Genomic DNA, 24,524 nt, shown 5'->3' on the forward strand with positions numbered 1-24,524 from the left:
TATGAACGACAAGCTTGTTAAATCCGACCAGGAATGGAAAAACCAGCTGACCCCGCAGCAGTATCATGTATGCCGCGAAAAAGGGACGGAGCGGGCATTCACAGGGGAATACTGGAACTGCCACGATCAGGGGGTGTATCGTTGCGCTTGCTGCGGCGCCGCCTTGTTTGACTCGGATACCAAATTCGATTCCGGTACGGGATGGCCTTCTTTCTGGCAGCCTACACGATCGGAAAATGTCGTCAATCAGGAAGATAACAGTCATTTCATGCGCCGGGTAGAAGTGTTGTGCGCCCGCTGCGACGCGCACCTCGGTCACGTATTCGAGGACGGTCCTGCTCCGACGGGGCTGCGCTACTGCATCAATTCTGCTTCCCTCAAGCTCGATCGAGATTCTTCGAAGACTGAATAAACGGGCAGCAAGGGAAGTTGAATGGGACGCAATGCGCTTTGCCAATTGTGCCTTGCACTCCTAAATAGCTGGGCCCGCTCAAGCTCCTGGAAATTCATCAAATTTTTTCGGGGCAGACGCGATGATTAGTCCCTCAACTCCAGCAACTGGCAATATACTGCACAGATGAAATTTCTTTTTGATCTCTTTCCAGTAATCCTGTTTTTCATAACTTTCAAGATTTATGGCATCTATGCCGCCACTGCTGTAGCGATTGGCGCCACTTTTGCGCAGATCGGCTGGGTATGGTTCCGCCATGGCAAAGTCGACACCATGCTGTGGGTCAGCCTGGTTCTCATAGTCGTCTTCGGCAGCGCAACACTCATTCTGCAGGATGAAACATTCATCAAATGGAAGCCCTCGGTCCTCTACTGGCTGTTCGCAGCCGCGCTGCTGATAGCCCAGGCGATTTTCAAGAAAAATTTTATCCGGACGATGATGAAAGAACAGCTCACCCTGCCGGAACCGGTTTGGGCCCGGGTGAACGCGAGCTGGGCAGCTTTTTTTGCGTTTATGGGCGCCGCCAACCTCTATGTAGCCTTCAATTACTCTACTGAAACCTGGGTTAACTTCAAGCTGTTCGGCTTTATGGGCTTGATGCTGGTTTTTGTCGTATTACAGGGATTGATGCTGAGCAAATACATGGCAACCGACGAGGATAAAGAAGCATGATGCTATATGCTATAAGTGGCGAGGATGTGCCTGACAGTCTTGACAAAAGAATGGCGGTACGTCCTGCACACCTGGAACGCATCAAAGCGTTGCAGGAAGACGGCCGCCTTGTTTTAGCCGGTCCCTATCCCGCGATTGACAGTCCAGATCCCGGACCGGCGGGATTTTCCGGAAGTCTGATCGTAGCCGAGTTCGAGTCGCTTGAAGCAGCCCAGGCCTGGGCGGAAGCGGATCCCTACGCCACTTCGGGTGTCTATGCGAAAGTGACGGTGAAGCCGTTCAAAAAGGTTTTACCGGCATAACCTGACCGGAGGCCGGATGAACACTATAGAATTGATGAAGGAAAAGCTCGCTGCGCTGGAGCCTGTCGTAATCCGGATTGTGGACGAAAGCGCGCGTCATGCGGGACATGAAGGCGCCAAGGCAGGGGGTGGCCACTATTTACTTACCATCGTCTCACATCAATTCACCTGTAAGTCGGCGCTGGCGCGGCACCGGCTGGTTTACGATACCCTGCGCGAGATGATGCACAAGAATATTCACGCCTTGGGTGTAAAAGCGTATACTCCCGAGGAATTTGATTCGATCCACTGAGAAGGAAACTTCATGCATTTTATGAAATTTACTCGACTTGCGGCACTGGGTATCTCCGGGCTGATCGCCGCGACGACCGTTCAGGCCCAAACCGGCTCAACTATGGCAAAAGTGAATGGTACGCCGATTCCCCAATCGCGCCTCGAATTCATAATGAAGGCGCGTGCCAGCCAGGGCCAGCCGGATACGCCGGAGGCGAGGAAAGCCTTGCGCGAGGATCTCATCACTGAAGAGGTAATCGCCCAGGAAGCGAAGAAGAAGGGGCTGGACAGGGATCCGGACTTTATCACCCAGCTCGACATGGCGCGCCAGACAGCGATGGTCAGGGCATACCAGATCGATTACATAAAGAACCACCCGGTAAGCGACGAAGAGCTGCATAAGGAATATGAAACGGTAAAGACGCAGATGGGGGATAAGGAATACAAGGCTCACCATATTCTGGTGGCTACAGAAGAGGAAGCCAAAGACATTATCGCCAAGTTAAAAAAAGGCGCAAAGTTTGACAAACTTGCCGGGGAAAAATCCCTGGACACGGGCAGCAAGAGCAAGGGGGGCGAACTGGACTGGAGCCCGGCCGCAAGCTATGTTCAACCTTTTGCCGAGGCCTTGACCAAGCTGCACAAGGGCCAGCTCACCGACCAGCCGGTAAAAACCCCCTTCGGCTGGCATGTGATCCGCCTGGATGATGTGCGACCCCTGAAAATTCCCCCGTTCGAGGAAATAAAACAAAACCTGGCCCAGCGCGTGTTGCAACGTCAATTTGCGGCCTCGATCAACGATCTCCGCTCGAAAGCGAAAGTCGAGTAAATTTTCCTCCTAAGCTTTATTTCCTTATTCCTTCTACCAGGAAGCGCAATTCCGAGACAAAAAGGCAGCCCAGGCTGCCTTTTTTGTTCTGTCCTACAGTAAAAGAGAAGAATTTTACGTTACCCTTTGCATTCTCGGCGCAATCGCGCACAACAGTTCATAACCCAGTGTGCCAGCGGCCCGCGCAACCTCATCAACCGGCATACCCCTTCCCCATAGCGTTACCGGACTGCCTACACCTGCATCCTCGATCTCGCTCAGGTCCACATGCAACATGTCCATGGAGATGCGTCCCACGATCCGCGTTCGTCTTCCCTTTACAAGCACCGGGGTACCAGTAGGGGCATGGCGGGGATAGCCATCCGCATAGCCGCCTGCAACAATGCCCACTCGCATCGAGCTACCAGCCCGAAAAGCGTGCCCGTAACCCACTCCGTCGTTTGGCCTGAGCGTTTGCACGGAGATAATCCTGCTCGATACAGTCATGGCAGGTTGCAAACCCAATTGCTCTGCGGTCGTGTGCGCAAGCGGCGAGGAGCCATAAAGCATGATGCCGGGGCGCACCCAGTCAGCATGTGCTTCGGGAAAACGAAGAATGGCGGCAGAATTCGCGAGCGAACGGGGCATATATCTCCCTCCCGCTGCCAGATTGAAACATTGCAGTTGCGCCGCAATACTGTCGTTTCTGTCCGGTTCGTCGGCACATGCAAAATGAGTCATAAGGGTTATCTGCCGCACTGCCGGATTCGCTTTGAGGTGCTCCAGCGCAGCGGGAAATTCCGTGGGCGTAAATCCGAGCCGGTTCATGCCGCTATTGAGCTTCAGAAATACATCCAGCGTTGCCCGCCTTCGAACCGCCTCCAGCATGGCAAGCTGCTCAGGGTGATGCACCACGGTACTTAAACGGTATTGCTCGATCCAGCTCAGTTCGTCTATGTCGAAAAAACCTTCAAGCAACAGGATCGTCTGGCGATAGCCCGCTTCTCTTAAACGCACGGCAGCATCTAGTTCGAGCAGGGCAAATCCCTCTGCCTCCGCCAGGGCCTCGGCAGCACACAGCAATCCATGACCGTATGCATCCGCCTTGATGACGGCCATCACGCGTGAACGTGGCGCATGGCGACGAACGATAGCGAGGTTGCGCTCGAGCGCGGCGGGATCAATCAACGCCTGGATGGGACGCGACATGGTAATTCAGGATATCCGAAAGTTTTTGAAGATTTTCTTTGAAGGGATTTTGCGGGAACCGGGAATTCTTATGAATGCTCCGGATCAAGCCGTTTTGCGGGCAGCCTCAAAGGCCTGAAATTTTCCATCGGGAGAGGTGTCGACGACCGTTGTATAATGCCACGCCTCATTGTTAAAAAAGAAGGTCAAGTTCTAGGAGAAAACGCTTGAAACGCGGATTTTATACCATTATGGCGGCCCAGTTTTTTTCTTCGCTGGCCGACAATGCGCTATTGGTCGTTGCCATTGCCCTTTTGGTGGAGTTGCACGCGCCCGCTTATCTCACGCCGATGCTCAAGTTTGTGTTTGTTCTCTTTTACGTGATCCTCGCGCCTTTCGTCGGAGCCTTCGCGGATTCCATGGCCAAGGGCCGGGTCATGTTCATCAGCAATGCGATCAAGATTTTGGGCTGCAGCCTGCTTTTCCTGGCAACGCACCAGTACTTCGCACTCGCTGCCTACGCGGTAGTGGGGCTTGGCGCAGCTGCCTATTCCCCAGCAAAATACGGGATACTGACTGAGCTGCTGCCACCCGAAAAACTCGTCATCGCCAATGGCTGGATCGAAGGCTTGACTGTGGCCTCCATCATACTAGGCACGGTGCTGGGAGGCTTGCTGATCTCACCGGCCATCTCCGCCGCCCTGCTGTCGTTCGATTTCCCCCTGATCAATACCGGGGTGGACACTGTACCGGAGGCAAGCATACTGCTCATCGCGATATTTTATACTGCTGCTGCCATCTTCAATCTTTACATCCCCAACACCGGGGTCGATCATCGCATTCTCAGGAAAAATCCAATGTTTCTCGTGCATGAGTTCAGCCATTGCATGAGGCTGCTGTGGGCAGACAAGCTGGGGCAGATTTCACTGGCAGTGACGACCCTTTTCTGGGGCGCGGGGGCAACGCTGCAATTCATCGTGCTGAAGTGGGCAGATGCCGCCCTCGGCTATCCCTTGAGCAAGGCCGCGCAACTCCAGGGGGTAGTCGCCGTCGGTATTGCCTTAGGGGCAGTCACTGCAGCACGAATAGTGTCACTCCGGCAATCGGTGAAGGTGATTCCGCTGGGCATTGCCATGGGCATTGTGGTAATGGCAATGATTTTTGCCCGCGAGTTGTGGATTGCGATTCCGCTTCTCATGCTGATTGGCGGGCTTGCCGGATTTTTTGTCGTGCCGATGAATGCCCTGCTGCAACACCGGGGCCACATCCTGATGGGTGCCGGCCACTCTATTGCTGTACAGAATTTCAACGAGAATCTGAGTATTCTCACCATGCTGGGGCTGTATGCGTTACTGGTGAGCTTTGACGTGCACGTGTATACGGTAATTATTCTCTTCGGCCTGTTCGTAGCCGTGATCATGGCGGTGATACGCCAGTGGCATCTGCACAACCAGAGCATCGAGGATTCTCTTCATCTCATTGGAGCGCATAAGGGGCACTGAGGAAATTGGGGAGGGTTTAGGGGCATCGAGGATTATTATGGATTGCCGATCGTAATCATATGATAACCGGCCAGTCCGGCAATTCATTTTTCCCACCTTCCCGACCGGCTGGGAAATGTGTCTGCAAATGACCCCCTACTGACCGGATTCCACTGATGACCCCGGATTCAAACTGCCCCTGACTGAAATGGGTTTCCATTTCGCGGCAGATGGTTTCCCATTTTTCATGACCGACTTTCGCGTCGATCCCCCGGTCAGCAACGATCTCGACATTGTGATCGGCCAGAAGCAGGTAAATCAGGACGCCGTTGTTATGCTCGGTATCCCACACGCGCAGTTGCGAAAATACTTCGACAGCCCGCTCGCGTGCCGATGTTGCTCTCACCAGAGGCAGCATATCCAGTGCTGCCTCCACTGCAAAGCGGATTTCTCCCCGGTGACTGAATTCCGACTGCGCGATCGCATATTCGATAGCGGTAAGGGCCGTAGCGGGAAATGCCTTGCGCACCGCCAGGGGCCCCGTAAAAAGATGCCGCAGTATTCGCGTGAAATCCATCTACCATCTCCCTGAGGCACCGCCGCCACCGAAGCCACCCCCGCCTCCACCGAAACCCCCACCGCCACCGAAGCCGCCGGGACCGCCCCTGCCACCCCATCCTCCATAACCACCGAAGCCACCCGGCCAGCCGCGCCCCCCTCTGTAAATTCCACTACCGGCGTGACCGAACAGGCTGATGAAAAACGCAAAGGCAGCAGCGATCAGGGCCAGGAATATCGAAGCGAATACCAGCCAGACGATAATGGCTGCAGCTGTGCTCAACAGGGTCGCACCGAGAAAGCGACCGAAAATGGACTGAAATACCTTGGCGGCAATGAAGAGCAGGATAAAGACAAAAATAATATTATTCACCAGGATATCGGCGGCAGCGGAAGAATCGCCGCCACGTGCGGAACGAGCGGGAGGGGGCGGCAAGGGCTCTCCTTCGATTACCCCTATTATTCGGTCGACACCGGCATTTATGCCTGCCGCAAATCGTCCCTGTCTGAATTCCGGCACGATGATCTCGTCGGTTATACGCTTCGCCACGGCGTCCGGAAGCACGCCCTCCAGACCATATCCCACTTCCACACGCACGGTTCTATCCTGCTTTGCAACCAGCAGCAGAACGCCGTCATCGATACCCTTGCGTCCCAGCTTCCAGGCGTCCACTACCCGAATTGAATACTGCTCGATGGTTTCAGGCTGGGTGGTGGAGACAATCAGTACCGCAATCTGACTGCCTTTCCTGGCTTCAAATGCGGCGAGCTTCTGCTCCAGCTGAGTAGCTTCGTTTGCAGAAAGTGTCCCGGTGAGATCGGTAACGCGCGCTTTGAGGGGTGGAATCGCGACATCCGCCATCGCCAGGGAGGCGGAAACAAGCAGAGCGATGAATACGAGAACCTTTCTCCCGGCATGAATCATATGTAAAGCCTTTGCCATTCCTGCCTTGACGCCATGGGCAGGATGAGTGGTAAACAGCATGACCTGTTGAACAATGAGAGGGTACGGCTTGCTGTCTCCATTCATCCTACTCAAGGATAAAGAATAAGGTGGAGGTCAATCTCAAGTTTCCAGAATCGAGAGGCATCTTCCAAAGTTCTCTTCCGGCTACGGCTTGCCGAAATCCACCTTGGGCGCGGTCGAAATCGCTTTCTCGTCATCCACCGTGAGGCTGGGCTTCACCTTGTAGCCAAATAACATCGCGGTAAGATTGGTGGGAAAGGAACGTACTACGAGGTTGTATTCCTGAACCGCCTTGATGTAACGGTTGCGGGCAACGGCAATACGGTTCTCGGTGCCTTCCAGTTGCGCCTGCAATTCCCGGAAATTGGCATTTGATTTCAGTTCCGGATACTTCTCCACCACGACCAGCAAACGTGACAGAGCGTTCGACAGTTCCCCCTGGGCACTTTGAAACTTTGCAAATGCCTCCGGGTCATTGAAAAGCTCCGGTGTAGCCTGGATGCTGCCCACCCTGGAACGCGCATTGGTTACCCCCAGCAGTACCTCTTTTTCCTGGGCAGCAAAACCTTTTACAACGTTTACCAGATTGGGGATGAGATCAGCGCGGCGTTGATACTGGTTCAGCACTTCACCCCAGCTTGCCTTGATCTGCTCATCCGTAGACTGCAAGGTATTGTATCCACAGCCACCCAAACTCATTGCTAGAAGCAATATCAGAGAACGCAGCAGGTTGTTCATGAAAATCTTCCTGGAAAAAATTGCAGATATATGGATAAGTATAGGCGAACTCATGAATAATATAGTGGTTTAATTTGCACAGGAGTCTGATATACCCACGCGGATCTGCCCGCCACAGGTGGGGAAGCAACGCTCGCAGCAGTCACCGTGCCAGCCAACTGCTTACCAACGACGAAGGGTTCCAGAACCCCCGGCCAGTGCTGCAATTAATCGATGCTCATCTGATAGCTACATTAGCCAGCATAATTAAAATTATAAGTTGCTGTGGAGCGATAGGGGCAATGATAAATCCTGGAACAACAGTACTTTTATTCAAGATACTTCTTGTCTGTTACCTGCTGTTCTCGGTCATGCTGGTACGGGCCGGGGTGACGGAACCAAACCCGCGCCTGGAGGACGCTTTCGACTTCATGAATGTGTTGGCGAAAAAGGGGCTCCACGACCTGAAGGAAGAGCGCTGGAATGCTTATGGCCAGTTCACCTACATTTCGAGCTGGAAAAGTGGATTTCCGGCTTCGTATACCAACCTGAACGGAAGTATCAACTCATTGTTGCCGGGAAGCGAAAGAAGCTTTACCGGAACGGCGACGCTGTACCTGGGGCTCAAGACATGGCATGGCGGCGAGATTTATTATGTGCCGGAAATGATATCCATGCGGCCCTTATCGGACTTGAAAGGGCTGGGTGGCGCCATACAAAACTTCGAACTGCAAAAAGGCGGTACGGAAACTCCGATCTTTTACCAGTCGCGTTTGTTTTTCAAACAGACTTTTGGATTTGGCGGAGAGCGCATACAACTCACTTCCGATCCGATGCAGCTCGGAACAACGGTGGATAGCAGGCGCCTCGTTGTCAGGTTTGGCAATTTCAGCGTGATTGATTTTTTCGATAAGAATTCATACTCCGGCGACCTGCGCAGGCAATTCTTAAATATGGCCTTCATGACCTACGCAGCCTTCGATTTCGCCGCGGATGCGAGAGGATATACCTGGGGCGGGGTAGCCGAATATTTTCATGATGACTGGACGTTCCGCTTCGGCCATGTAGCCACCGCCATCGACCCCAACCAGATCCCTCTCGATATGAGGGTATTCAAATATTACGGACAGCAGGTTGAAGTTGAACGCCGCCATTTGTTGAACGGCTATCCTGGTGCTGTCAGGATACTGGCTTACCGTAATCATGAAAACATGGGTAAATTCAGCGATGCCATTGCTGCTTTCCGGTTCGATCCCAATAAGAATGCCACCACCTGTACGGGCTTCAATTACGGCTCGGGTAATGCAGGAGCGCCGGATTTATGCTGGGCGCGCAACCCGAACGACAAGATGGGCATAGGGATCAATATTGAGCAGCAAGTGCTGGATGGCGTCGGCTTATTTTTTCGCGGAATGTACAGCGACGGCAAAACTGAAGTGTATTCCTATACCTCTACCGACAGATCGATTTCACTTGGCGCTCTGGTTAACGGCTTCCGTTGGGGGCGGGACGGAGATTTGCTTGGCATCGGATTTGCTGCGGGCTGGATTTCGGGCCAGCATGCCAAATACTTGAATATGGGGGGCGTCGACGGATTTATCGGGGATGGCCGGATCAAGGCGCGCGCGGAGGATGTAGTGGACATTTTCTATAGCGTCAATGTGCTAAGTTCCCTTTGGGTGACCGCCGACTATCAGCATATTACCAACCCTGGTTTCAATGCCGATCGCGGTCCTGTGAATATCTATGGGCTTAGAGTCCATGCGGAATTCTAAAAAATTGTCATCCCGATTATCCCGGTGTCCGAAATTACTTGATCACTCCATAAGGACAGAAATACGGACGGGTGGTGCGCGCCGATTCTGCGATTTATTCCGGAGCCTTCAGAGCCTGCATGGTGCGTTGGGCGAAACACAGGTCCTCCCATGCCTTCGCTTTGGCAACCAGCGTGCGTAACAGATAAGCCGGGTGATAGGTGACAATCACGGGAATACCTTCGTGCTGGTGGAGTTTGCCCCGAAGGCTGCCTATGCTTGCATCAGTATTGAGCAGATTCCTGGCGGCGGTTTTTCCGAGCGCGACAATCAGCCTTGGCTTGATCAGCTCGATTTGCCGCGCGAGGTACGGTTCGCAACATTGCGCTTCATCATCGGAAGGTTCGCGATTTCCAGGCGGGCGGCATTTTACGATGTTGGCTATAAAAACATCGCGCCCGCGCTTCAACCCAATGGCCATCAGCATGTTATCCAGCAGCTTGCCTGCCTGCCCCACGAAGGGTTCACCCAGGGCATCCTCCTGAGCGCCCGGTCCTTCGCCCACGTAAAGCCAGTCCGCATTCGGGTCACCCACGCCAAACACGGTGCGCGTACGCGAGCTGCACAGTCGGCACGCCACGCAGCCTTCCACACTCTCTTTAAGCTGATCCCACTCCATCCGCAGAATCATCGCCCGGCGCTTCTCTGCTACGTCCTCCGTCGCGTTAGCAGAAGGCACGCAAACCTGTTCTACCTGTTCTTCGAACTCGGAAGGCGCAACCACCGGCGCTACCATCACCTGGGCCGATTCCGGCGTCCTGGACGGGTTTCCGTCTTCGGTACACTCCCTGACGCGCCATACCGGCGTCAATCCCAGCTCTTTGAGTATCTCGCCTCGCCTGACCCGTCTTCTATCGTTGTTGCTGATCACAGCACCAATTCCATTACCAACGAGTCTTCACGCCCGCCCATCGCGGGATAATAATCCTTGCGTTTCCCGATCTGCCTGAATCCAAGCCGTTCATACAGTCGGGCGGCAACATGATTGGATACGCGCACATCCAGAAACATGGTGAGCGCCAGCTGCTCCCTTGCAATTTCGATGAAGTGGCGCAGCAATTTTTCACCCCAGCCCTTCCCTTGCGATTCCGGCGCAATACTGAGCGTCAACAGATGGGCTTCTTCTGCCCCGATTGTCATTACGCCATATCCAAAGATATATCCATCCTGCTCCAATACCAGACAATGATAGCCTGCGTCGAGCGAATCGCTGAAATTGCCCGGAGTCCATGGAAAAAGAAAAACTTCCCTTTCAATCGTCACCACCGCGTCGAGGTCTGACGGGACCATTCGCCTTATTCGGGGGGATTCCTGCAATTGGGCGCTCATCGCTCCTTTTCCTTCAGGGCCACCTTGTTCCGAATATAGAGCGGAGCGGCATCCGCAGGATCGACACCCTGTCCTCTCGCGAATCTGGGAGCAGCCAGTTGCGCCATTGCGCGCGCGTCCGGCCGAACACCGCTGATGATGTGATTGAGGTAGCCTTCGTAACGTGTGCGCAACACTTCGGAATATATATCGAACCCGCTCCCACACCCTGTCCAGTCCTGCTCCGGCACCAGAGGCGCATTTTGCGGCAGGCAGAGTGCAGGCTCGCTCACGACCTGCCATTCGTCCAGCACTTTCCTGTACGCGGCATGATAGATCTCATGCATGCGGGCATCCAGCGCTGCAACGACTTGTGTTCCGCCGGCTTGCTGTGCCAATGCTTCCAATGTACTTATTCCGATCACTGGTAGCCCCGCCCCAAAAGCCAGTCCCTGCGCTATTCCGCATGCGATACGCAAGCCGGTGAAGGATCCAGGACCCGCGCCGAAAGCGATGCCATCCAGTTGCGCCAGCGTCAGCCCGGCTTCATCCAGCATCCGGCTCACCATCGGCAAAACCAGCTCGGAGTGGCGCTGCCCCGCAAGAACCTCCTCACTGCGGATGTCACGCTCCAGCAGCAGTGCAATGGAACAGTATTCGCTGGATGTATCGAAAGCAAGAATTTTCAAGGCAAAGCGGAATAAATACCGAACATAATGTCAGTACAATGACAACTGCCGTACGGAAACTTCGGCAGGAAAATCATTGTCTATTGTTGAGCAACACTCCAGTTCGTTTAACTTTATCACTAATCGCACGGAGGAGTCATGAGCATCACGTGGATTCTGGTTGCAAATGCAAGCGCAGCATATCTTTACGCAAACTACGGACCGAGAAAAGGATTACAGAAGCTCAGGGAATTCCGGCATGACGCCAGCAGGGGAAAACGGGTGGACCTGGTTACCGATCGCCCGGGACATAACAGAAGTAACGGGAATGGCCGTGGCTCCTACATACCTGCCACCGATCCAAAACAGCATGAGGCATGGACTTTCGCCTCGCAGCTAGCCCGGGAACTGGAGAACGGGCGCAAAACCAACAGCTATCAACGCCTGATCCTGGTTGTATCGGCCCCCTTCATCGGTCTCATCAACAGCAATCTGGGAAGCCAGGTGCGCAACCTCGTAAGCGATACTTTTGAAAAGGATTACACCAGGGCCAATGAAAGAAACCTGGTAAAGCAACTGGAGAGCTGCATTTATCTTTGATGATTTAAAGAGTTGATCATCCTTTGATCACCTTTCAGGAACCAGCGGCCAATCGGTGTATAAACCGGACCGTCGCTGGTCTGGTCCGATTTAACCAGTACCCATTCCCGCGCCCGCCACACCATTGGTTCCGCCCGCTCGGGCAGCGTTTTACAGGATGCATTCCTCATGAGCGTGATATGGGGCTTATAAGACCGCTCCTCCAATGAAAACCCTACCAATGAAAGGCTGCTCTGCAAAGCCTCGACCAGATCCATGAGTGGCCGGGGAACCTCGTTGATTTCCGCATAAACGATATTCTTGCGTTTCCACACGCAGATTCTTTCGATAACGAGGTCGAAGGCTCTCACGCCATGACCTTCAATTTCATCCGCCGCCCGGCACAGGGCCTCCACCTGGCTTGCATTCACCTCTCCTACAAACACCAATGTAAGATGAATGTTCTCCGCTTTTGTTTTCCGTCCCTCGCAAACCGATGCCAATCGCCCGGTCAGCCGATCCAGCTGCATGCAGGTTTCCTTGTCGGGCCATATCGCAAAAAACAGGCGTACTGCTTTTTGCCGGGTCTCTTCAGCCATCCGGGTTTCCGCTCATCCCCCAGTCATCTACCGTCCCTTCGCCGCTTGCTTTCCGCTCCGTTTCCATCCTCAGTCTGTCGTTTGATTCATGTGGGTAATCAGGCATACCGCTTCCGCCTCTATTCCCTCACCCCGCCCCACCGGCCCAAGACGTTCGGCCGTCTTGGCCTTGACGTTGACATCTCCGGGCTGCATGCGCAGGTCCTGCGCAATATTTGCGACCATTGCGGGAATATGGGAGGCCATCCTGGGTGCCTGCGCAATGATAGTGGCATCAACATTCACTACCCTATAGCCACGCTCCGCAAGGAGGTTACCTACATTCTGCAGTAGCACGCGGCTGTCGATATTCCTGTAACGCGGATCAGTGTCAGAAAAATGCCGGCCGATATCCCCCAGTGCCGCGGCTCCCAGCACCGCGTCGCATATGGCATGCAGCAGCACATCCGCATCGGAATGCCCCAGCAAACCTTTCTCGTAGGGAATAGTCACTCCGCCGATAACAAGCTTGCGCCCCTCGACCAACTGGTGCACATCAAAACCCTGCCCGATTCTGAATCCGCCCACTATCACCTCTTCTTGTTTAATTTCCGCGAAAAACATGAGAAAACAGTAGCCTCCAGTAATCGGTGCTTTGCGCGACTCTCGGGCTTTGCCCGACATCTTTCACCTGACGCCTGGATCTACAACTGCTTTCAGCGGGCTAATAAGCCGCCCACCCTCATTACACTACTTACAGTTTTTCAGTATCAACTCCGCCAACGCGAGATCCTGAGGATAAGTAACTTTCAGGTTGCGCGCATCGCTCACAACCAGTTTCGGGCGCAGACCGAGTGCTTCGATAGCGCCTGCATCGTCCGTCATGGTTACACCTCCAGCCCCGCTCAGGGCGTTCACCAGGGTTCGGTACCGGAACATCTGCGGTGTCTGGGCCTGCCAAAGACCTTCTCTCGGTTCTGTACGTTCAGCCCGGCAAGTGGGATCGCTTCGCTTCAAGGTGTCCGCAACCGGAACCGCGAGCAATCCGCCCACTTCGTCCTCTTCCAGTTCATCCATCAGCTTATCCAGAAGCTTCCCTCCCAAGCAGGGCCGTGCAGCATCATGGACCAGCACCCAGTCATCATCTTCGATCGCCGTCCCTTCCTGCGCTGCTTTTAAACCATTCAGCACGGTCTCGGCGCGGGTAGCTCCGCCGCATTCAAGCATCGATAGCTTGCTGGAGAATTCTGACCAGTCATGCCGCGCCCACTCTACATCTCCCGGGGACAGCACAACAAAGACTCGGGAAAGCCGCGGCGAGTTGCATAACGTTGCCAGCGCATGATGAATCATGGGTTTTCCTGCGAGGGTCAAGTATTGCTTGGGCATCCGGTCGCCCATGCGCGAGCCTGAACCTGCCGCCGGAATGAGTGCGAAGAAATTTTGCATGGATATTACAGGAAGTAGCTGAATTGGTGCGTCAAACGAGGACCGGCACGTGAATATGTGTTAGACCGCGAAAATGGGCAATGGAAATACGGTAAAAACACTGCGAGGAAACACCGGGCTGACCGGATGCCCTTAACCTGTAAGATTTTACAGCTACCGGCGTATTTAATCTTGTCCTTTAATAGTTATACCACGGGGCCATGCAGAAAGATGAGTTCCACAGGCTTTTTTGAATCCCTTACGTAAGAATCGATCTTCCCGCTTCCAGGTGCAGAGAACATGATTGGACAATCCCCTGCCTTCGCAAAGGTTACCCAGTTCATTGAGAAAATTGCAGGCTGCGACGCACCTGTTCTTATCGAAGGTGAAACAGGCACAGGAAAAGAACTGGCCGCACGGGCAATCCACGACAGCGGCGCGAGGCGAAACGGGGCGTTTGTGCCGATAAATTGCCGCGCCATCCCGGATACCCTGATTGAAAACGAACTGTTCGGACACGAACGGGATTCCTGTATCGGAGGCTCGCCGGAACACCCGAATCCGAGTGCCCCCGCGCAGTCCGGCACACTCTTCCTGGATGAAGCAGATGCGTTATCTCCCAAGGCGCAGGTTACTCTGCTGCGATTCTTCCAGGATCAGGAATACCTTCCGCTGGGACGCCGCATAGCGCGCTCTGCAAACAGAAGAATAATTATTGCCAGTAACAGAAACTTAGGGCACTTGGCCGAGAAAGGCGAATTCCGCCTTGATCTTCTGTTTCGCCTTAAAATCATGTATCTCACCCTGCCGCCACTCCGTGAGCGCCAAGGCGACGCGGCTCTGTTAGCAGATTACTTCCTGCGCGAATGCTCCGCGCGTTTTAACCGCGGCAACAAAACCTTACATCCGAACACTGTCGCATGGTTCGACAAATACAATTGGCCCGGAAATATACGGGAACTGGAAAATCTGATCTATCGCGAGTATCTTCTCGCCGACGAAGATGTCATAAATATCGCATCGCTCGCGCCCACAGTGGCCGAACGGCGCTCCGGGTTTGACCGCCGCCTCCCCGAGCTGAACGGCTTGAGCTTCGCCGAGGCCAAAAACCGCGCCATAGCAGCTTTCGAACAATATTACCTTGCCGAGGCCATGGTCAGAGCGCAGGGTAACGTGACAAGAGCTGCGAGCCTTGTCGGAAAAGATCGACGCGCGTTCGGGAAATTGCTGAAAAAGCATAGTATGAGCAAGAACAAGCTCTTTCTGGAACACTGATTCTTCCCTCTTCAGGTTTCCTCTCCAAATTTTCGCGCCGGCACTCGATTCCCTGTCTGCCGTCGACGAGGCACGTATTCGACAGAACCTGCAGGGCGTTCGCGATATTGTCGCGGCGGGATCGAAAAGGCAGGAACATACGGGGGTCTCACAAACTGCCGGAGGATATTTGGTACGAGCGGTGTTCGGTTTATCCGATTGCCAAACGCTGTATTGATTGCCAGCCCGGGCACGAACACCGGAAGACTCGCCTAGAAGGACGCGTCCCCTGACAGGAAAGCGGCGCGAACAATAACCCGCCTGCAAAATGAAGAAACGGATAGGGAGTCCATTTCTCCTAAAAAGTGCAGGAAGTCAGTTCGAACTCCACGTCTTCTTCGTATAGCCGGGTTTTCTGTGTGGAACTGGAAACAACGAAGCGAATGGTCAGAGCAAATTTGTGCGCACTGATCTCGGGAACGCAGGCCATGCTTTCATCCAGCTTGAGGGATAGCAGGTGCGCCATCCTCCCCGCTCCCATCTGCTGGAACATGCCCTTGTTAGCGGTGTAGTTGTCGGTTTTTCCGCTGTCCCGCAGCAGACGCAAAAGGATACGGAAACTTTTCTCGATTGGGAGCAGCGTCGCGATCCATTCATCGAGGTCGCTTCGCCGCACTTCGGGGTCGAGATGCAGCCAGTAGCGATATGAAGGCAGATCGAATTCGCATGCCCCTCCGGGTATGCCGACGCGCTGCTTGATGCCCATCAGCCACTCGTTGTCGCGCATGGGTTCTCCGATTTTTCCGGCAACGGTCCGCAAATCCTGGGAGGAGATCTGAATGTCATTCAGCATCTCGTCCAGTCCGCCTTCCGGGTTCTCCGGGCTTTTACGCAACAATTCCAGCGCCTGCTTCTGCCGATCCAATTCCTGCAGCAGTTCCGACTTCATGTCGGCGCGGCCTGTCACGTCGAGAATCTCGAACAGGGTGACAAGCGCAGCGTGGTGATCATAGGGCTCTTCCTGCGCAGAAAAGAACGCTACCTTGTCAAACAAGTCCTCAAGGCGCAGAAGCGTGCGGACGCGTTCGTTGAGAGGATGTTCGTAACGGATCACGATAGAGGCCCACAGCAAAGAACGGCGACTGCGGATGGGCATTGTTTCAAATTCTTATTTTAGCAGCCAAATCCGCAGGCAACAAATGTGAAGCTCCTGCAGGAAACCCGCCTGGTGCGTTGAAATCAACTTCCCTGGGCCAGCGTCATATATTTCTTGTGCAATGCCCGTACCTGCCGCTCGAGGTTGGGAAGGTCGGCATTGTTGACAATCACGTCATCCGCCTGCCCCAACCGTTCGTCACGCGAAACCTGGGCAACCATGATGGCCCGCACTGCCTGTTCATTCATTCCACTGCGCGCAGTGGCGCGGCTAATCTGCGCCCCTTCGCTGCAATCCACCACCAGAACGCGCTGGACTATTCCCCGGTAGTGGCCGGTCTCAAGCAGCAGCGGAACCACGATTATCAGGTAAGGCCCCTGAGCAAGCCCTACTCTCCGCGACACTTCGTCCCGGATGAGCGGGTGAAGAATAGCCTCCAGTTTGCGACGCGCATCCGTATCGTTAAACACGAGGTTACGCATTTCCTTGCGGTTCAGGGCCCCCTCGGGCGTGATGTATTTCTCCCCGAAGGCGCGCCGGATGGCAGGCAGGCTGCGCCCTCCCGACTGGGTAAGTTCATGCGCAATCTCATCGGTATCGACCACGCCGGCGCCGAGCGCGGAAAAAATATTGGCGGCGCTGGTTTTACCGCTGCCGATGCCCCCAGTCAGGCCGATTACCAGCATGGGGCTAAAATGACCCCAGGTAAGCTCTATTGATCTCGTTTCCCCAAAACAGAGCCACGATTCCCCCACACACCAGATAAGGCCCGAACGGAATAGGGACATGACGCCCGTGCTTTGCTGCCAGCATCAGGCCAAGCCCTGCCATGCTTCCCACGAGGGATGAAGACAGAATCACCAGGGGCAGCATTTGCCACCCCAGCCAGGCGCCAATGGCGGCCAGCAACTTGAAGTCCCCATAACCCATTCCCTCCCGGCCGGTCAGGAGTTTATAACCCCAATACACCGACCACAGGGCAAGATATCCCACTACGGCGCCAATCACGGCAGAATGGATATCCGCAAAACCACCGCTCAGGTTAATCAATAACCCTCCCCATAACAGGGGGATGGTAATGTCATTGGGCAGCAACTGAGTATCCAGGTCGATGAAAGCAAGCGCAACCATGGCCCATACAAGCGCAAGCGCCGCAAAAGCGATAACCCCATAACCAAAATGCCACGCGACAAGGCCGCTCAGCGCTGCGGTTAACCCTTCCACAACGGGATAGCGCATGGAAATCGCGGTGCGGCACTGCGAGCAGCGTCCCCTCAATGCGATGTAGCTGATGAGCGGAATATTTTCGAGCGCCGTAATCCTGTGCCCGCAATGGGGACAAGTGGAAGACGGCGTAATGAGATTGAAAGCCGGCTCCGCTGCAAGGGCTTCATGCGGTTCGTGTGCTGGCGCTATCCCGTTTGTTCCGGAAGACAGTTCTGCCTGCAGTTCGGCGCACTGTTGTCGCCATTCCCGCTCCAGCATTCTCGGCAGGCGGTAGATAACCACATTCAAAAAACTGCCGGCGACCAGACCAATGAGCGCGCAGAACGAGGCAAAGAACACCGGAGAGTATTGCAGCACGGAGATAAAAGACATTTAAAAGACATCCCCGGGGATCAGGATTCCGCATAGGAGTCTGGGAGTTTCTCCTCGATTGGCGCTAACGGAGGAAAGATCCGCACCACTTTTACCACACGGTCCTGGGTCTGGATGATTTCCATGGGATAACCTGCAATCTTCACGCTGGTCCCGGCCTCAGGAATGTCCTGGAAGTATTCGAGAATGAGCCCATTCAATGTCTTGGGTCCGCCCAGAGGCAGATTCCAGCCAAGCTTGCGGTTGAGATCGCGCAACAGATTGCTGCCTTCCACGATTACACTCCCGTCTTCCTGCTTCAGGAAATTACCGGCCTGCGAAGGCGCATGAGTGGTGAATTCTCCGATGATTTCTTCGACAATATCCTCCAGTGTCACCAGACCCATCCATTCTCCATACTCGTCCACGATCAGGCCGACGCGCTCGCGGTTTTCCTGGAATAATTGCAGTTGCGAAAACAGGGGTGTTCCGGAGGGAATGAAGTAAGGCTCGCGCATGATTTTCTCCAGCGTTACAGCCGTGATGTTCTCGCTTCTCATCTGGTTGAGCACCTTGCGCACATGAATTATTCCGGTAACGTTATCCATCGCACCACGGTATACCGGCAGGCGCGTGTGATAACAAGTCAGCAGTTGATCCCGGATGCTCTCATCGTCGTCTTCTAGGTCTATTGCCTCGATCTGGCCGCGCGGCACCATGACGTCGTCGACCGTGACATTCTCGAGATCGAACAGGTTGAGCAGCATGCTCTGGTGTTTTTGCCGGATGAAGTGGCCTGCTTCCAGCACGAGTGTTTTGAGTTCCTCAAGGCTGATTTTCTGAGTCAGATCCTCGTTCTGCGGTTTCAGGCGCAGAAGGATAAGCAGCGCCTTCACAAACAGGTTGATGAACCATACCACAGGCGAGAAGACTTTCAGTAGTGGCGTCAACACATAGCTTGACGCCAGGGCGATACGCTCGGGATAGGCCGCGGCGACAACTTTCGGAGTGATTTCACTGAATACCAGGATAGCGAAGGTCACCCCTACCGTTCCAATAAAAAGAGCCGCATCGCTGTGCCCGAAGAAAATGGACACAATCACTGCAACCAGTGTGGCTGCGGCCGCATTCAGCAAGTTGTTGCCAAGGAGAATCACCCCTAGAAGACGGTCGGTATTCAGCAGCAACTGACTGGTGAGGCGGGCGCCGCGATGGCCTTCTTTTGCAAGATGCTTCAACCGGTAACGGTTGATTGCCATCATGCTGGTTTCGGAAAGGGAAAAAAAAGCGGATAAAATCAACAGAACAGCCAGTGCTGCGAGCAGCACATACCACGGCATGTCTTCCAAGAGAAGGCCTTTCTGCAAGTAGACAAAAATTCAGGGCGGAAAGAAGGCAGAATAACTGGAGATTCCATCCCCGGATTTCCTTGCACTTTTTCCACCCCAACTGTTTTCTGACACATAGATACTGCTAGCGATGCAGGATCACTTCCAGTACAAACTTGCTGCCGAGATAAGCCAGCAGGAGGATGGTGAATCCGCTCAGCGTCCAGCGAATGGCGATGCGCCCGCGCCAGCCGTAAAACTGCCTGCCCGCCAGCAGTGCTGCGAACACGCACCATGAAATGATACCGAACAGGGTTTTATGCGTGAATTTGAGAGGTTGCCCGAAGACCTCTTCTGAAAAGACGATACCGCTGATGAGTGTGAGCGTGAGTAGTATGAACCCCACCCAGATGACGCGAAACAGCAGGTTTTCCATGGTCAGCAGCGGCGGCATATTGGTCAGTACCGAGGGCAAGGTCGGGTGATGCAACCGCCGCTCCACCACTGCCATGAGCAACGCATGCAGTGCGGCAATGGTCAACAGGCTGTAAGCCAGCATGGCAATCGAGATATGCGCCTTAAAAGCGGGAAATTCGGTATTGGCCAGGGGGCGCAGGGAGGGAAATGCCAGCGGCAGCAGTACGGCCACGGCTGCAACTGGCGCGACCAGTGTTTGCAGCCCCTCCAGCCGATAAAAAAATCCGGATAACCAGTAAATCATGGCCGTGAGCCATACAATGGAAGAAACCGCGCTGCCCACGCCGAAATTCAATCCTACCCCTGCAAACACCGCTTCATACAGCGTATAGCCATGCAATACCAGGGGCGCGACAATGGCATACCGTTCCCATCCCGCACCGGCAGCCTCGCCTCCTCCTGACCTCGCAGGAACATTCCACCGGGTGCGCCAGAAGTGCCAGCCGATCAGTGCATAGAGCAGGAAGGCAGCGAGATAGGCTAAAATATCGGACATTGATATTGCAGATTAAATGAAACTAAATGAAACCTTCATTTAGTCTACACCAATTTTTCCGGAGAGGCATTTTGCATGTTTGACAATCTTACCAACCGGCTTTCAGGCGTCATCAAGACTTTGCGGGGTGAAGCACGGCTGACTGAAACCAATATACAGGAAGCGCTGCGGGAAGTGCGCATGGCGCTGCTGGAAGCGGATGTCGCGCTGCCGGTAATCAAGGAATTCATTGCGCGGGTGAAGGAAAAAGCAGTTGGCCAGGAAGTAATCGGCAGCCTTACGCCAGGACAGGCATTGGTGGGCGTAGTCCACCAGGAACTGATCGCCCTCATGGGAGGCCAGAAAGCAGATATCAACCTTGCCACTGTCCCCCCTGCGGTGATTCTCATGGCGGGGTTGCAGGGCGCCGGAAAAACCACGAGCAGCGGAAAGCTGGCGAAGTGGCTGATGGAACAAAAAAAGAAAAAAGTATTGCTTGTCTCCTGCGATATCTATCGGCCAGCCGCAATTCAGCAACTGGAACTCCTGGCGCGACAAACGGGCGCCGAGTTCTTTCCGGTTCAAGCCGGACAGCAGCCGAAAGAAATTGCAGCGGCTGCCCTCAACTTCGCACGTCGGCACTTTCATGATGTGATGATCGTGGATACGGCCGGACGCCTCGCCATCGACGAAGCAATGATGGCGGAAATCAGCGAGCTGGAAGCCTTGCTGAAACCCATCGAAACCTTGTTCGTGGTGGATGCCATGCAGGGGCAGGATGCCGTCAACACCGCCAAGGCATTTTCCGAAGCGCTGCCCCTGACCGGCGTAGTACTGACAAAGCTGGATGGAGATGCGCGAGGCGGGGCAGCCCTTTCCGTGCTTCACGTAACGGGGAAACCCATCAAATTCGCCGGTGTCGCCGAAAAACTGACCGGGTTGGAACCGTTTCATCCTGACCGTATGGCCTCACGGATTCTGGGAATGGGCGATGTACTGGGACTGATCGAGGAAGCCCAGCGCGGCGTGGATCAGCAGGAGGCCGAGAAACTTGCCAAAAAGATGAAATCGGGCAAAAGCTTTGACCTGAACGATTTCAAGATGCAGTTTGAACAGATGAGGAACATGGGGGGCATGGGCGCGCTGATGGATAAATTGCCTGCTCAGTTGAGCCAGGCTGCCCAGAATGTGAAAGTCGATGATAAGGTTATCGGCCGCACCGAAGGCATCATCAATTCCATGACGCCGCAGGAACGTCTCAAACCGGAAATCCTCAAAGCCTCGCGCAAGCGTCGTATTGCTGCAGGCGCAGGTGTCACGGTACAGGAAGTGAATCGACTGCTGGCGCAGTTCGAGCAGGCGCAAAAAATGATGAAAATGATGAACAAGGGAGGCATGACGAAAATGCTGCGAAGCATGAAGGGAATGCTGCCCGGCATGCGCTGAAGGAACTCCTCCTTAACAAGCGCGAGGGCTGCGAGAGATACTGGCGTCGCCTTAGATCATTCCGCCGCCGGCACTTTTTCGAGACCATTGATTCGCTGGCCCGGCTTGATATTTCTTGCCGCAAACCAGCCAAGATTCATTTCGAGCGCATATTTTGCCGCGCCGGCTGAGCTATGCGCTGTGGTCGTGCGAGGCATCATGTCGGCGATGTTAAGAATAACCCCTTTTTCATCCAGGAAAGCAATACTCAAGGGAATATCCGTGTTCATCATCCACATGCTGTAGTGTTCAGGGTGAGAAAACACGAACAGCATTCCGTCGTTTTCACCCAGGGATTGTCGAAACATCAATCCCTGGATCCGGGCGGGTTCCGTATGCGCCACTTCAACCGAAAAAGTGTGACGGGATATGCTGAGCTGACGTACCGGCATTTCTGCCCTGCCTGGCGCCGATAAAAGAAAAACGAGAATAAAGGCGAAGATGCGCATCAGTGCTTCCCGGTACTGCCAAACCCATTCGCGCCCCGCTCGCTTTGCTCGAAGTCATCCACCACTTTAAAACCAACCTGTACGACGGGTACCACTACGAGTTGCGCAATGCGCTCCAGCGGGTTCAACAGGAAAGGTGCTTGCCCCCGATTCCAGCACGATACGAATATCTGCCCCTGGTAATCCGAGTCGATCAACCCCACCAGATTTCCCATCACGATCCCGTGCTTGTGGCCGAGGCCGGAGCGGGGGAGCACCAGTGCGGCGAGCCCGGGGTCGGACAGATGGATTGCAATTCCGGTGGGGATAAGATGGGCTTCTCCAGGCTGAATCGTCATCACATGCTCGATGCACGCGCGCAAGTCGAGGCCGGCGGAGCCGGAGGTCGCATAGGCGGGCAACTGATCTTTCAGGCGCGAATCGAGAATTTTTATATCTATTTTTTTCATGAATTAAAATTCCGCCATTTTTCATAAAGCGATGCTGCATGAGCGATGAGGTGCCGCGCCTGTTCGATTTTCGACGATTTTGGCAAGGAATGCCTGCCGGAATCATCGAAGAGCGTCAACGCAACTTCCTCCGCACCTATCGCCTCCTGGGCGAGATTGGCAGCAAGAAGTGGAAGCTTTTTCCGACGGCGCTTGGCTTCGGCATTCTCTTCCAGATTTTGGGTCTCCGCAGCAAAACCGATGCAAAACGGCGGATCCGGCAGATTTGCCACGTATTCAAGAATATCAGGATTGGGAACAAGCTCCAGGATGATATTGCTGTCATTCTTTTTCGTTTTGTGTTCGCTGGCATTTTTGGGACGATAGTCAGCCACGGCAGCGACGCTTATAAAAAAATCGACTTGTTGAACCTGTTGAACTTCGCTTTTTACGGCTATCAGCATATCCTGCGCGCTTGTCACCTTGATGAGGCGAGCGCGCGGTGGCGCTTCCAGGCAAACCGGCCCGGATACGAGGATTACTTCCGCTCCTGCCTCGGCTGCGGCACGCGCCACTGCATACCCCATTTTGCCGGAACTTGAATTGGTTATCCCGCGAACCGCATCGATTGCTTCGAAGGTAGGTCCGGCAGTGATGAGTACGCGCTTGGTATGCAGCAGTTTGGGTTGAAAAAAAGCGTGTACCGCTTCCGCGAGTTCATGCGCTTCGAGCATGCGTCCCATGCCGGTTTCGCCACACGCCTGCACGCCGCTGGCAGGACCCAGCACTGTCACGCCATCCCCGCGCAACGTGTCGAGATTGCGACGGGTGGCGGAATTTTCCCACATCTGCCGATTCATTGCGGGAGCAATCAGCAAGGGGCATGCGCGCGCAAGGCATAATGTGGAGAGCAGGTCATCCGCGAGGCCGTGGGCAACCTTGGCAATAAAGTCGGCGCTGGCGGGGGAAATGACAATAGCATCGACGTTGCGCGAAAGGTCGATATGAGCCATGTTGTTGGCTACGCTGGCATCCCACAGCTCGGTAAATACGGGCTTGCCGGTCAAGGCCTGTAGCGTGGCCGTACCGACAAAACGGCAGGCTGACGCCGTCATGACTGCCTGCACCTCCATGCCCCCGCTTATCAAAAGGCGCACCAGTTCTGCCGCCTTGTATGCCGCAACTCCCCCCGTGAGTCCCAAAAGCACGCGTCTTGCCTCGGGCGTCCTGCCAGTCGTCTTCAACCGAATCACTCCCTAAAAAAGAGGAGTCTAACTCAATACTCCCAAAACCCGCACCGCTTTACGGGCGATATATTCTTCAGCTACAGTTTTTTCACAAACTGACGTTTAAGCGAGGGAATCCCTGAACAATTCCCCGCTACACTGCTACATTTACTATGTCGATTTCAGACTGGCCCGAAGCCGAGCGCCCACGGGAAAAACTCCTGAAGAACGGGCCCGCATACCTTTCCGATGCGGAATTGCTGGCGATATTCCTGCGTACGGGCATCGCCGGCAAGAGCGCGGTCGATCTGGCAAGAGAACTGCTCAAACGTTTCAGGGGTTTGACGGGGCTCTTTGCCGCAGATCAAGGCGCATTCTGCCAGGTGCCGGGAATGGGGCCGGCGAAGTTCGCGCAGTTACAGGCAGTGCTGGAAATGGCGCGGCGCGCGCTTGAAGAAGAATTGAAAAGCAGCGATGCGATGGATTCGCCGGGACCTGTCCGGGCCTTTTTGCGCCTGAGCCTCGAAGGGAAGGAGCACGAGGTCTTCGTAAGCATCTTTCTTGATGCACGGAATCGGGTCATTGCAACCGAAGAACTGTTCCAGGGCACCCTTACGCAAACCAGCGTTTACCCGCGTGAAGTGGTAAAACGGGCACTTCATCATAATGCCGCGGCTGTGATCTTTGCACATAATCATCCTTCGGGTGCGGCTGAGCCAAGCCACGCAGATGCGGTTCTCACGCAATCCCTGAAGCAGGCGCTTCTGCTCGTCGATGTGAGAGTACTGGATCATTTTATTGTTGGAAGGGGCGCGACCCTATCGTTTGCCGAACAGGGATTGATTTGATTTGAGGAAATCCCGAAAATCGGGATAT

The 24,524-nt window shown here is 54.4% G+C and carries 29 protein-coding genes; 11 read left to right on the forward strand and 18 right to left on the reverse strand.

Annotation, left to right across the window (positions count from 1 at the left end):
- Position 1 precedes the first annotated feature (1 nt).
- The 5 genes from msrB (at position 2) to NMUL_RS11035 (ending at position 2,527) form a co-directional block, all read left to right on the forward strand.
- Positions 2-412 carry a peptide-methionine (R)-S-oxide reductase MsrB gene (gene msrB / locus NMUL_RS11015; protein WP_011381412.1) on the forward strand — a complete coding sequence of 137 codons (411 nt, stop codon included), beginning with the start codon at positions 2-4 and terminating at the stop codon, positions 410-412.
- A 165-nt stretch (positions 413-577) separates the two neighbouring features.
- Positions 578-1,123 (forward strand): septation protein A, encoded by a 546-nt coding sequence (locus NMUL_RS11020; RefSeq protein ID WP_011381413.1) that lies wholly within the window; start codon positions 578-580, stop codon positions 1,121-1,123.
- A complete protein-coding gene (locus NMUL_RS11025; RefSeq protein ID WP_041353202.1) occupies positions 1,123-1,425 on the forward strand; it encodes a YciI family protein in 303 nt (100 codons plus the stop codon). The genes NMUL_RS11020 and NMUL_RS11025 overlap by 1 nt, the downstream gene beginning before the upstream one ends.
- Positions 1,426-1,441: 16 nt before the next feature.
- Positions 1,442-1,717, forward strand: coding sequence for a BolA family protein (locus NMUL_RS11030; RefSeq protein WP_011381415.1), 276 nt, complete (start codon positions 1,442-1,444; stop codon positions 1,715-1,717).
- 12 nt (positions 1,718-1,729) lie between these two features.
- Positions 1,730-2,527 (forward strand): peptidyl-prolyl cis-trans isomerase, encoded by a 798-nt coding sequence (locus tag NMUL_RS11035; protein WP_011381416.1) that lies wholly within the window; start codon positions 1,730-1,732, stop codon positions 2,525-2,527.
- 114 nt (positions 2,528-2,641) lie between these two features.
- Here NMUL_RS11035 and alr read toward each other — a convergent pair whose 3' ends face one another.
- The gene (gene alr / locus NMUL_RS11040) at positions 2,642-3,715 is read right to left on the reverse strand and encodes an alanine racemase (RefSeq protein WP_011381417.1); all 1,074 of its coding nucleotides are present in this window, start codon (positions 3,713-3,715) and stop codon (positions 2,642-2,644) included.
- Between the two features lie 206 nt (positions 3,716-3,921).
- On the opposite strand from alr, the gene lplT reads away from it, so the two are divergent.
- On the forward strand, positions 3,922-5,196 hold the full coding sequence (gene lplT / locus NMUL_RS11045) for a lysophospholipid transporter LplT (protein ID WP_011381418.1): 1,275 nt from the start codon (positions 3,922-3,924) through the stop codon (positions 5,194-5,196).
- Between the two features lie 55 nt (positions 5,197-5,251).
- Here lplT and NMUL_RS11050 read toward each other — a convergent pair whose 3' ends face one another.
- From NMUL_RS11050 to NMUL_RS11060, 3 genes are all read right to left on the reverse strand, one after another.
- Entirely contained in the window at positions 5,252-5,752 is a 501-nt protein-coding gene (locus NMUL_RS11050) for a TPM domain-containing protein (RefSeq protein ID WP_011381419.1), read from the reverse strand.
- Positions 5,753-6,763 carry a TPM domain-containing protein gene (locus NMUL_RS11055; protein WP_011381420.1) on the reverse strand — a complete coding sequence of 337 codons (1,011 nt, stop codon included), beginning with the start codon at positions 6,761-6,763 and terminating at the stop codon, positions 5,753-5,755.
- Between the two features lie 81 nt (positions 6,764-6,844).
- On the reverse strand, positions 6,845-7,438 hold the full coding sequence (locus tag NMUL_RS11060) for a LemA family protein (RefSeq protein ID WP_011381421.1): 594 nt from the start codon (positions 7,436-7,438) through the stop codon (positions 6,845-6,847).
- A 281-nt stretch (positions 7,439-7,719) separates the two neighbouring features.
- Between NMUL_RS11060 and NMUL_RS11065 the strand changes: the two genes are divergently transcribed.
- Complete coding sequence (locus NMUL_RS11065) at positions 7,720-9,192, forward strand: carbohydrate porin (RefSeq protein ID WP_011381422.1); 1,473 nt, start codon at positions 7,720-7,722, stop codon at positions 9,190-9,192.
- A 94-nt stretch (positions 9,193-9,286) separates the two neighbouring features.
- Here the strand turns inward: NMUL_RS11065 and NMUL_RS11070 are convergent, their stop codons facing one another.
- Genes NMUL_RS11070 through tsaB form a run of 3 tightly spaced genes read right to left on the reverse strand, consistent with a single transcriptional unit; the run spans position 9,287 to position 11,228 of the window.
- Entirely contained in the window at positions 9,287-10,102 is an 816-nt protein-coding gene (locus NMUL_RS11070) for a uracil-DNA glycosylase (RefSeq protein WP_011381423.1), read from the reverse strand.
- Entirely contained in the window at positions 10,099-10,560 is a 462-nt protein-coding gene (rimI, locus tag NMUL_RS11075) for a ribosomal protein S18-alanine N-acetyltransferase (RefSeq protein WP_011381424.1), read from the reverse strand. Before rimI ends, NMUL_RS11070 begins: the two co-directional genes overlap by 4 nt.
- Complete coding sequence (gene tsaB, locus NMUL_RS11080; protein WP_011381425.1) at positions 10,557-11,228, reverse strand: tRNA (adenosine(37)-N6)-threonylcarbamoyltransferase complex dimerization subunit type 1 TsaB; 672 nt, start codon at positions 11,226-11,228, stop codon at positions 10,557-10,559. The genes rimI and tsaB overlap by 4 nt, the downstream gene beginning before the upstream one ends.
- 138 nt (positions 11,229-11,366) lie before the next feature.
- Here tsaB and NMUL_RS11085 point away from each other — a divergent pair, with 138 nt between their 5' ends.
- On the forward strand, positions 11,367-11,807 hold the full coding sequence (locus NMUL_RS11085; RefSeq protein WP_011381426.1) for a host attachment protein: 441 nt from the start codon (positions 11,367-11,369) through the stop codon (positions 11,805-11,807).
- Here the strand turns inward: NMUL_RS11085 and thpR are convergent.
- The 3 genes from thpR to ispD all read right to left on the reverse strand — a co-directional run bounded on the left by thpR (position 11,798) and on the right by ispD (position 13,813).
- Entirely contained in the window at positions 11,798-12,385 is a 588-nt protein-coding gene (thpR, locus tag NMUL_RS11090; protein ID WP_011381427.1) for an RNA 2',3'-cyclic phosphodiesterase, read from the reverse strand. The two genes, NMUL_RS11085 and thpR, sit on opposite strands and share 10 nt — an antisense overlap.
- A 69-nt stretch (positions 12,386-12,454) precedes the next feature.
- Positions 12,455-12,988: a 2-C-methyl-D-erythritol 2,4-cyclodiphosphate synthase gene (gene ispF / locus NMUL_RS11095; RefSeq protein WP_011381428.1), complete on the reverse strand. Its 534-nt coding sequence runs from the start codon at positions 12,986-12,988 to the stop codon at positions 12,455-12,457.
- Between the two features lie 126 nt (positions 12,989-13,114).
- Positions 13,115-13,813, reverse strand: coding sequence for a 2-C-methyl-D-erythritol 4-phosphate cytidylyltransferase (gene ispD, locus NMUL_RS11100; RefSeq protein WP_011381429.1), 699 nt, complete (start codon positions 13,811-13,813; stop codon positions 13,115-13,117).
- A 279-nt stretch (positions 13,814-14,092) separates the two neighbouring features.
- On the opposite strand from ispD, the gene NMUL_RS11105 reads away from it, so the two are divergent.
- Positions 14,093-15,067, forward strand: coding sequence for a sigma 54-interacting transcriptional regulator (locus NMUL_RS11105; RefSeq protein ID WP_011381430.1), 975 nt, complete (start codon positions 14,093-14,095; stop codon positions 15,065-15,067).
- A 337-nt stretch (positions 15,068-15,404) separates the two neighbouring features.
- On the opposite strand, the gene zapD is transcribed toward NMUL_RS11105, so the two are convergent.
- From zapD to NMUL_RS11130, 5 genes are all read right to left on the reverse strand, one after another.
- Positions 15,405-16,160, reverse strand: a complete 756-nt coding sequence (zapD, locus tag NMUL_RS11110) for a cell division protein ZapD (RefSeq protein WP_041353205.1) — start codon at positions 16,158-16,160, stop codon at positions 15,405-15,407.
- A gap of 125 nt (positions 16,161-16,285) precedes the next feature.
- Positions 16,286-16,888: a dephospho-CoA kinase gene (gene coaE, locus NMUL_RS11115; protein WP_011381432.1), complete on the reverse strand. Its 603-nt coding sequence runs from the start codon at positions 16,886-16,888 to the stop codon at positions 16,286-16,288.
- 4 nt (positions 16,889-16,892) lie between these two features.
- Positions 16,893-17,801 (reverse strand): prepilin peptidase, encoded by a 909-nt coding sequence (locus NMUL_RS11120; RefSeq protein WP_011381433.1) that lies wholly within the window; start codon positions 17,799-17,801, stop codon positions 16,893-16,895.
- A 20-nt stretch (positions 17,802-17,821) separates the two neighbouring features.
- Positions 17,822-19,120 carry an HlyC/CorC family transporter gene (locus NMUL_RS11125; protein WP_011381434.1) on the reverse strand — a complete coding sequence of 433 codons (1,299 nt, stop codon included), beginning with the start codon at positions 19,118-19,120 and terminating at the stop codon, positions 17,822-17,824.
- Between the two features lie 133 nt (positions 19,121-19,253).
- On the reverse strand, positions 19,254-20,081 hold the full coding sequence (locus NMUL_RS11130; protein ID WP_011381435.1) for a cytochrome C assembly family protein: 828 nt from the start codon (positions 20,079-20,081) through the stop codon (positions 19,254-19,256).
- A gap of 75 nt (positions 20,082-20,156) precedes the next feature.
- On the opposite strand from NMUL_RS11130, the gene ffh reads away from it, so the two are divergent.
- A complete protein-coding gene (ffh, locus tag NMUL_RS11135; RefSeq protein WP_011381436.1) occupies positions 20,157-21,506 on the forward strand; it encodes a signal recognition particle protein in 1,350 nt (449 codons plus the stop codon).
- A gap of 56 nt (positions 21,507-21,562) precedes the next feature.
- Here the strand turns inward: ffh and NMUL_RS11140 are convergent, their stop codons facing one another.
- From NMUL_RS11140 to coaBC, 3 genes are read right to left on the reverse strand one after another with little or no spacing between them, the layout of a single operon-like run.
- Positions 21,563-21,994, reverse strand: coding sequence for a DUF192 domain-containing protein (locus tag NMUL_RS11140; RefSeq protein ID WP_011381437.1), 432 nt, complete (start codon positions 21,992-21,994; stop codon positions 21,563-21,565).
- Positions 21,994-22,443 carry a dUTP diphosphatase gene (dut, locus tag NMUL_RS11145; RefSeq protein ID WP_011381438.1) on the reverse strand — a complete coding sequence of 150 codons (450 nt, stop codon included), beginning with the start codon at positions 22,441-22,443 and terminating at the stop codon, positions 21,994-21,996. The genes NMUL_RS11140 and dut overlap by 1 nt, the downstream gene beginning before the upstream one ends.
- On the reverse strand, positions 22,440-23,675 hold the full coding sequence (coaBC, locus tag NMUL_RS11150) for a bifunctional phosphopantothenoylcysteine decarboxylase/phosphopantothenate--cysteine ligase CoaBC (protein ID WP_011381439.1): 1,236 nt from the start codon (positions 23,673-23,675) through the stop codon (positions 22,440-22,442). The genes dut and coaBC overlap by 4 nt, the downstream gene beginning before the upstream one ends.
- A gap of 146 nt (positions 23,676-23,821) precedes the next feature.
- On the opposite strand from coaBC, the gene radC reads away from it, so the two are divergent.
- A complete protein-coding gene (gene radC / locus NMUL_RS11155) occupies positions 23,822-24,496 on the forward strand; it encodes a RadC family protein (RefSeq protein ID WP_011381440.1) in 675 nt (224 codons plus the stop codon).
- Positions 24,497-24,524 lie beyond the last annotated feature (28 nt).

This window comes from Nitrosospira multiformis ATCC 25196 (assembly GCF_000196355.1).
Taxonomy (GTDB): Bacteria; Pseudomonadota; Gammaproteobacteria; order Burkholderiales; family Nitrosomonadaceae; genus Nitrosospira; species Nitrosospira multiformis.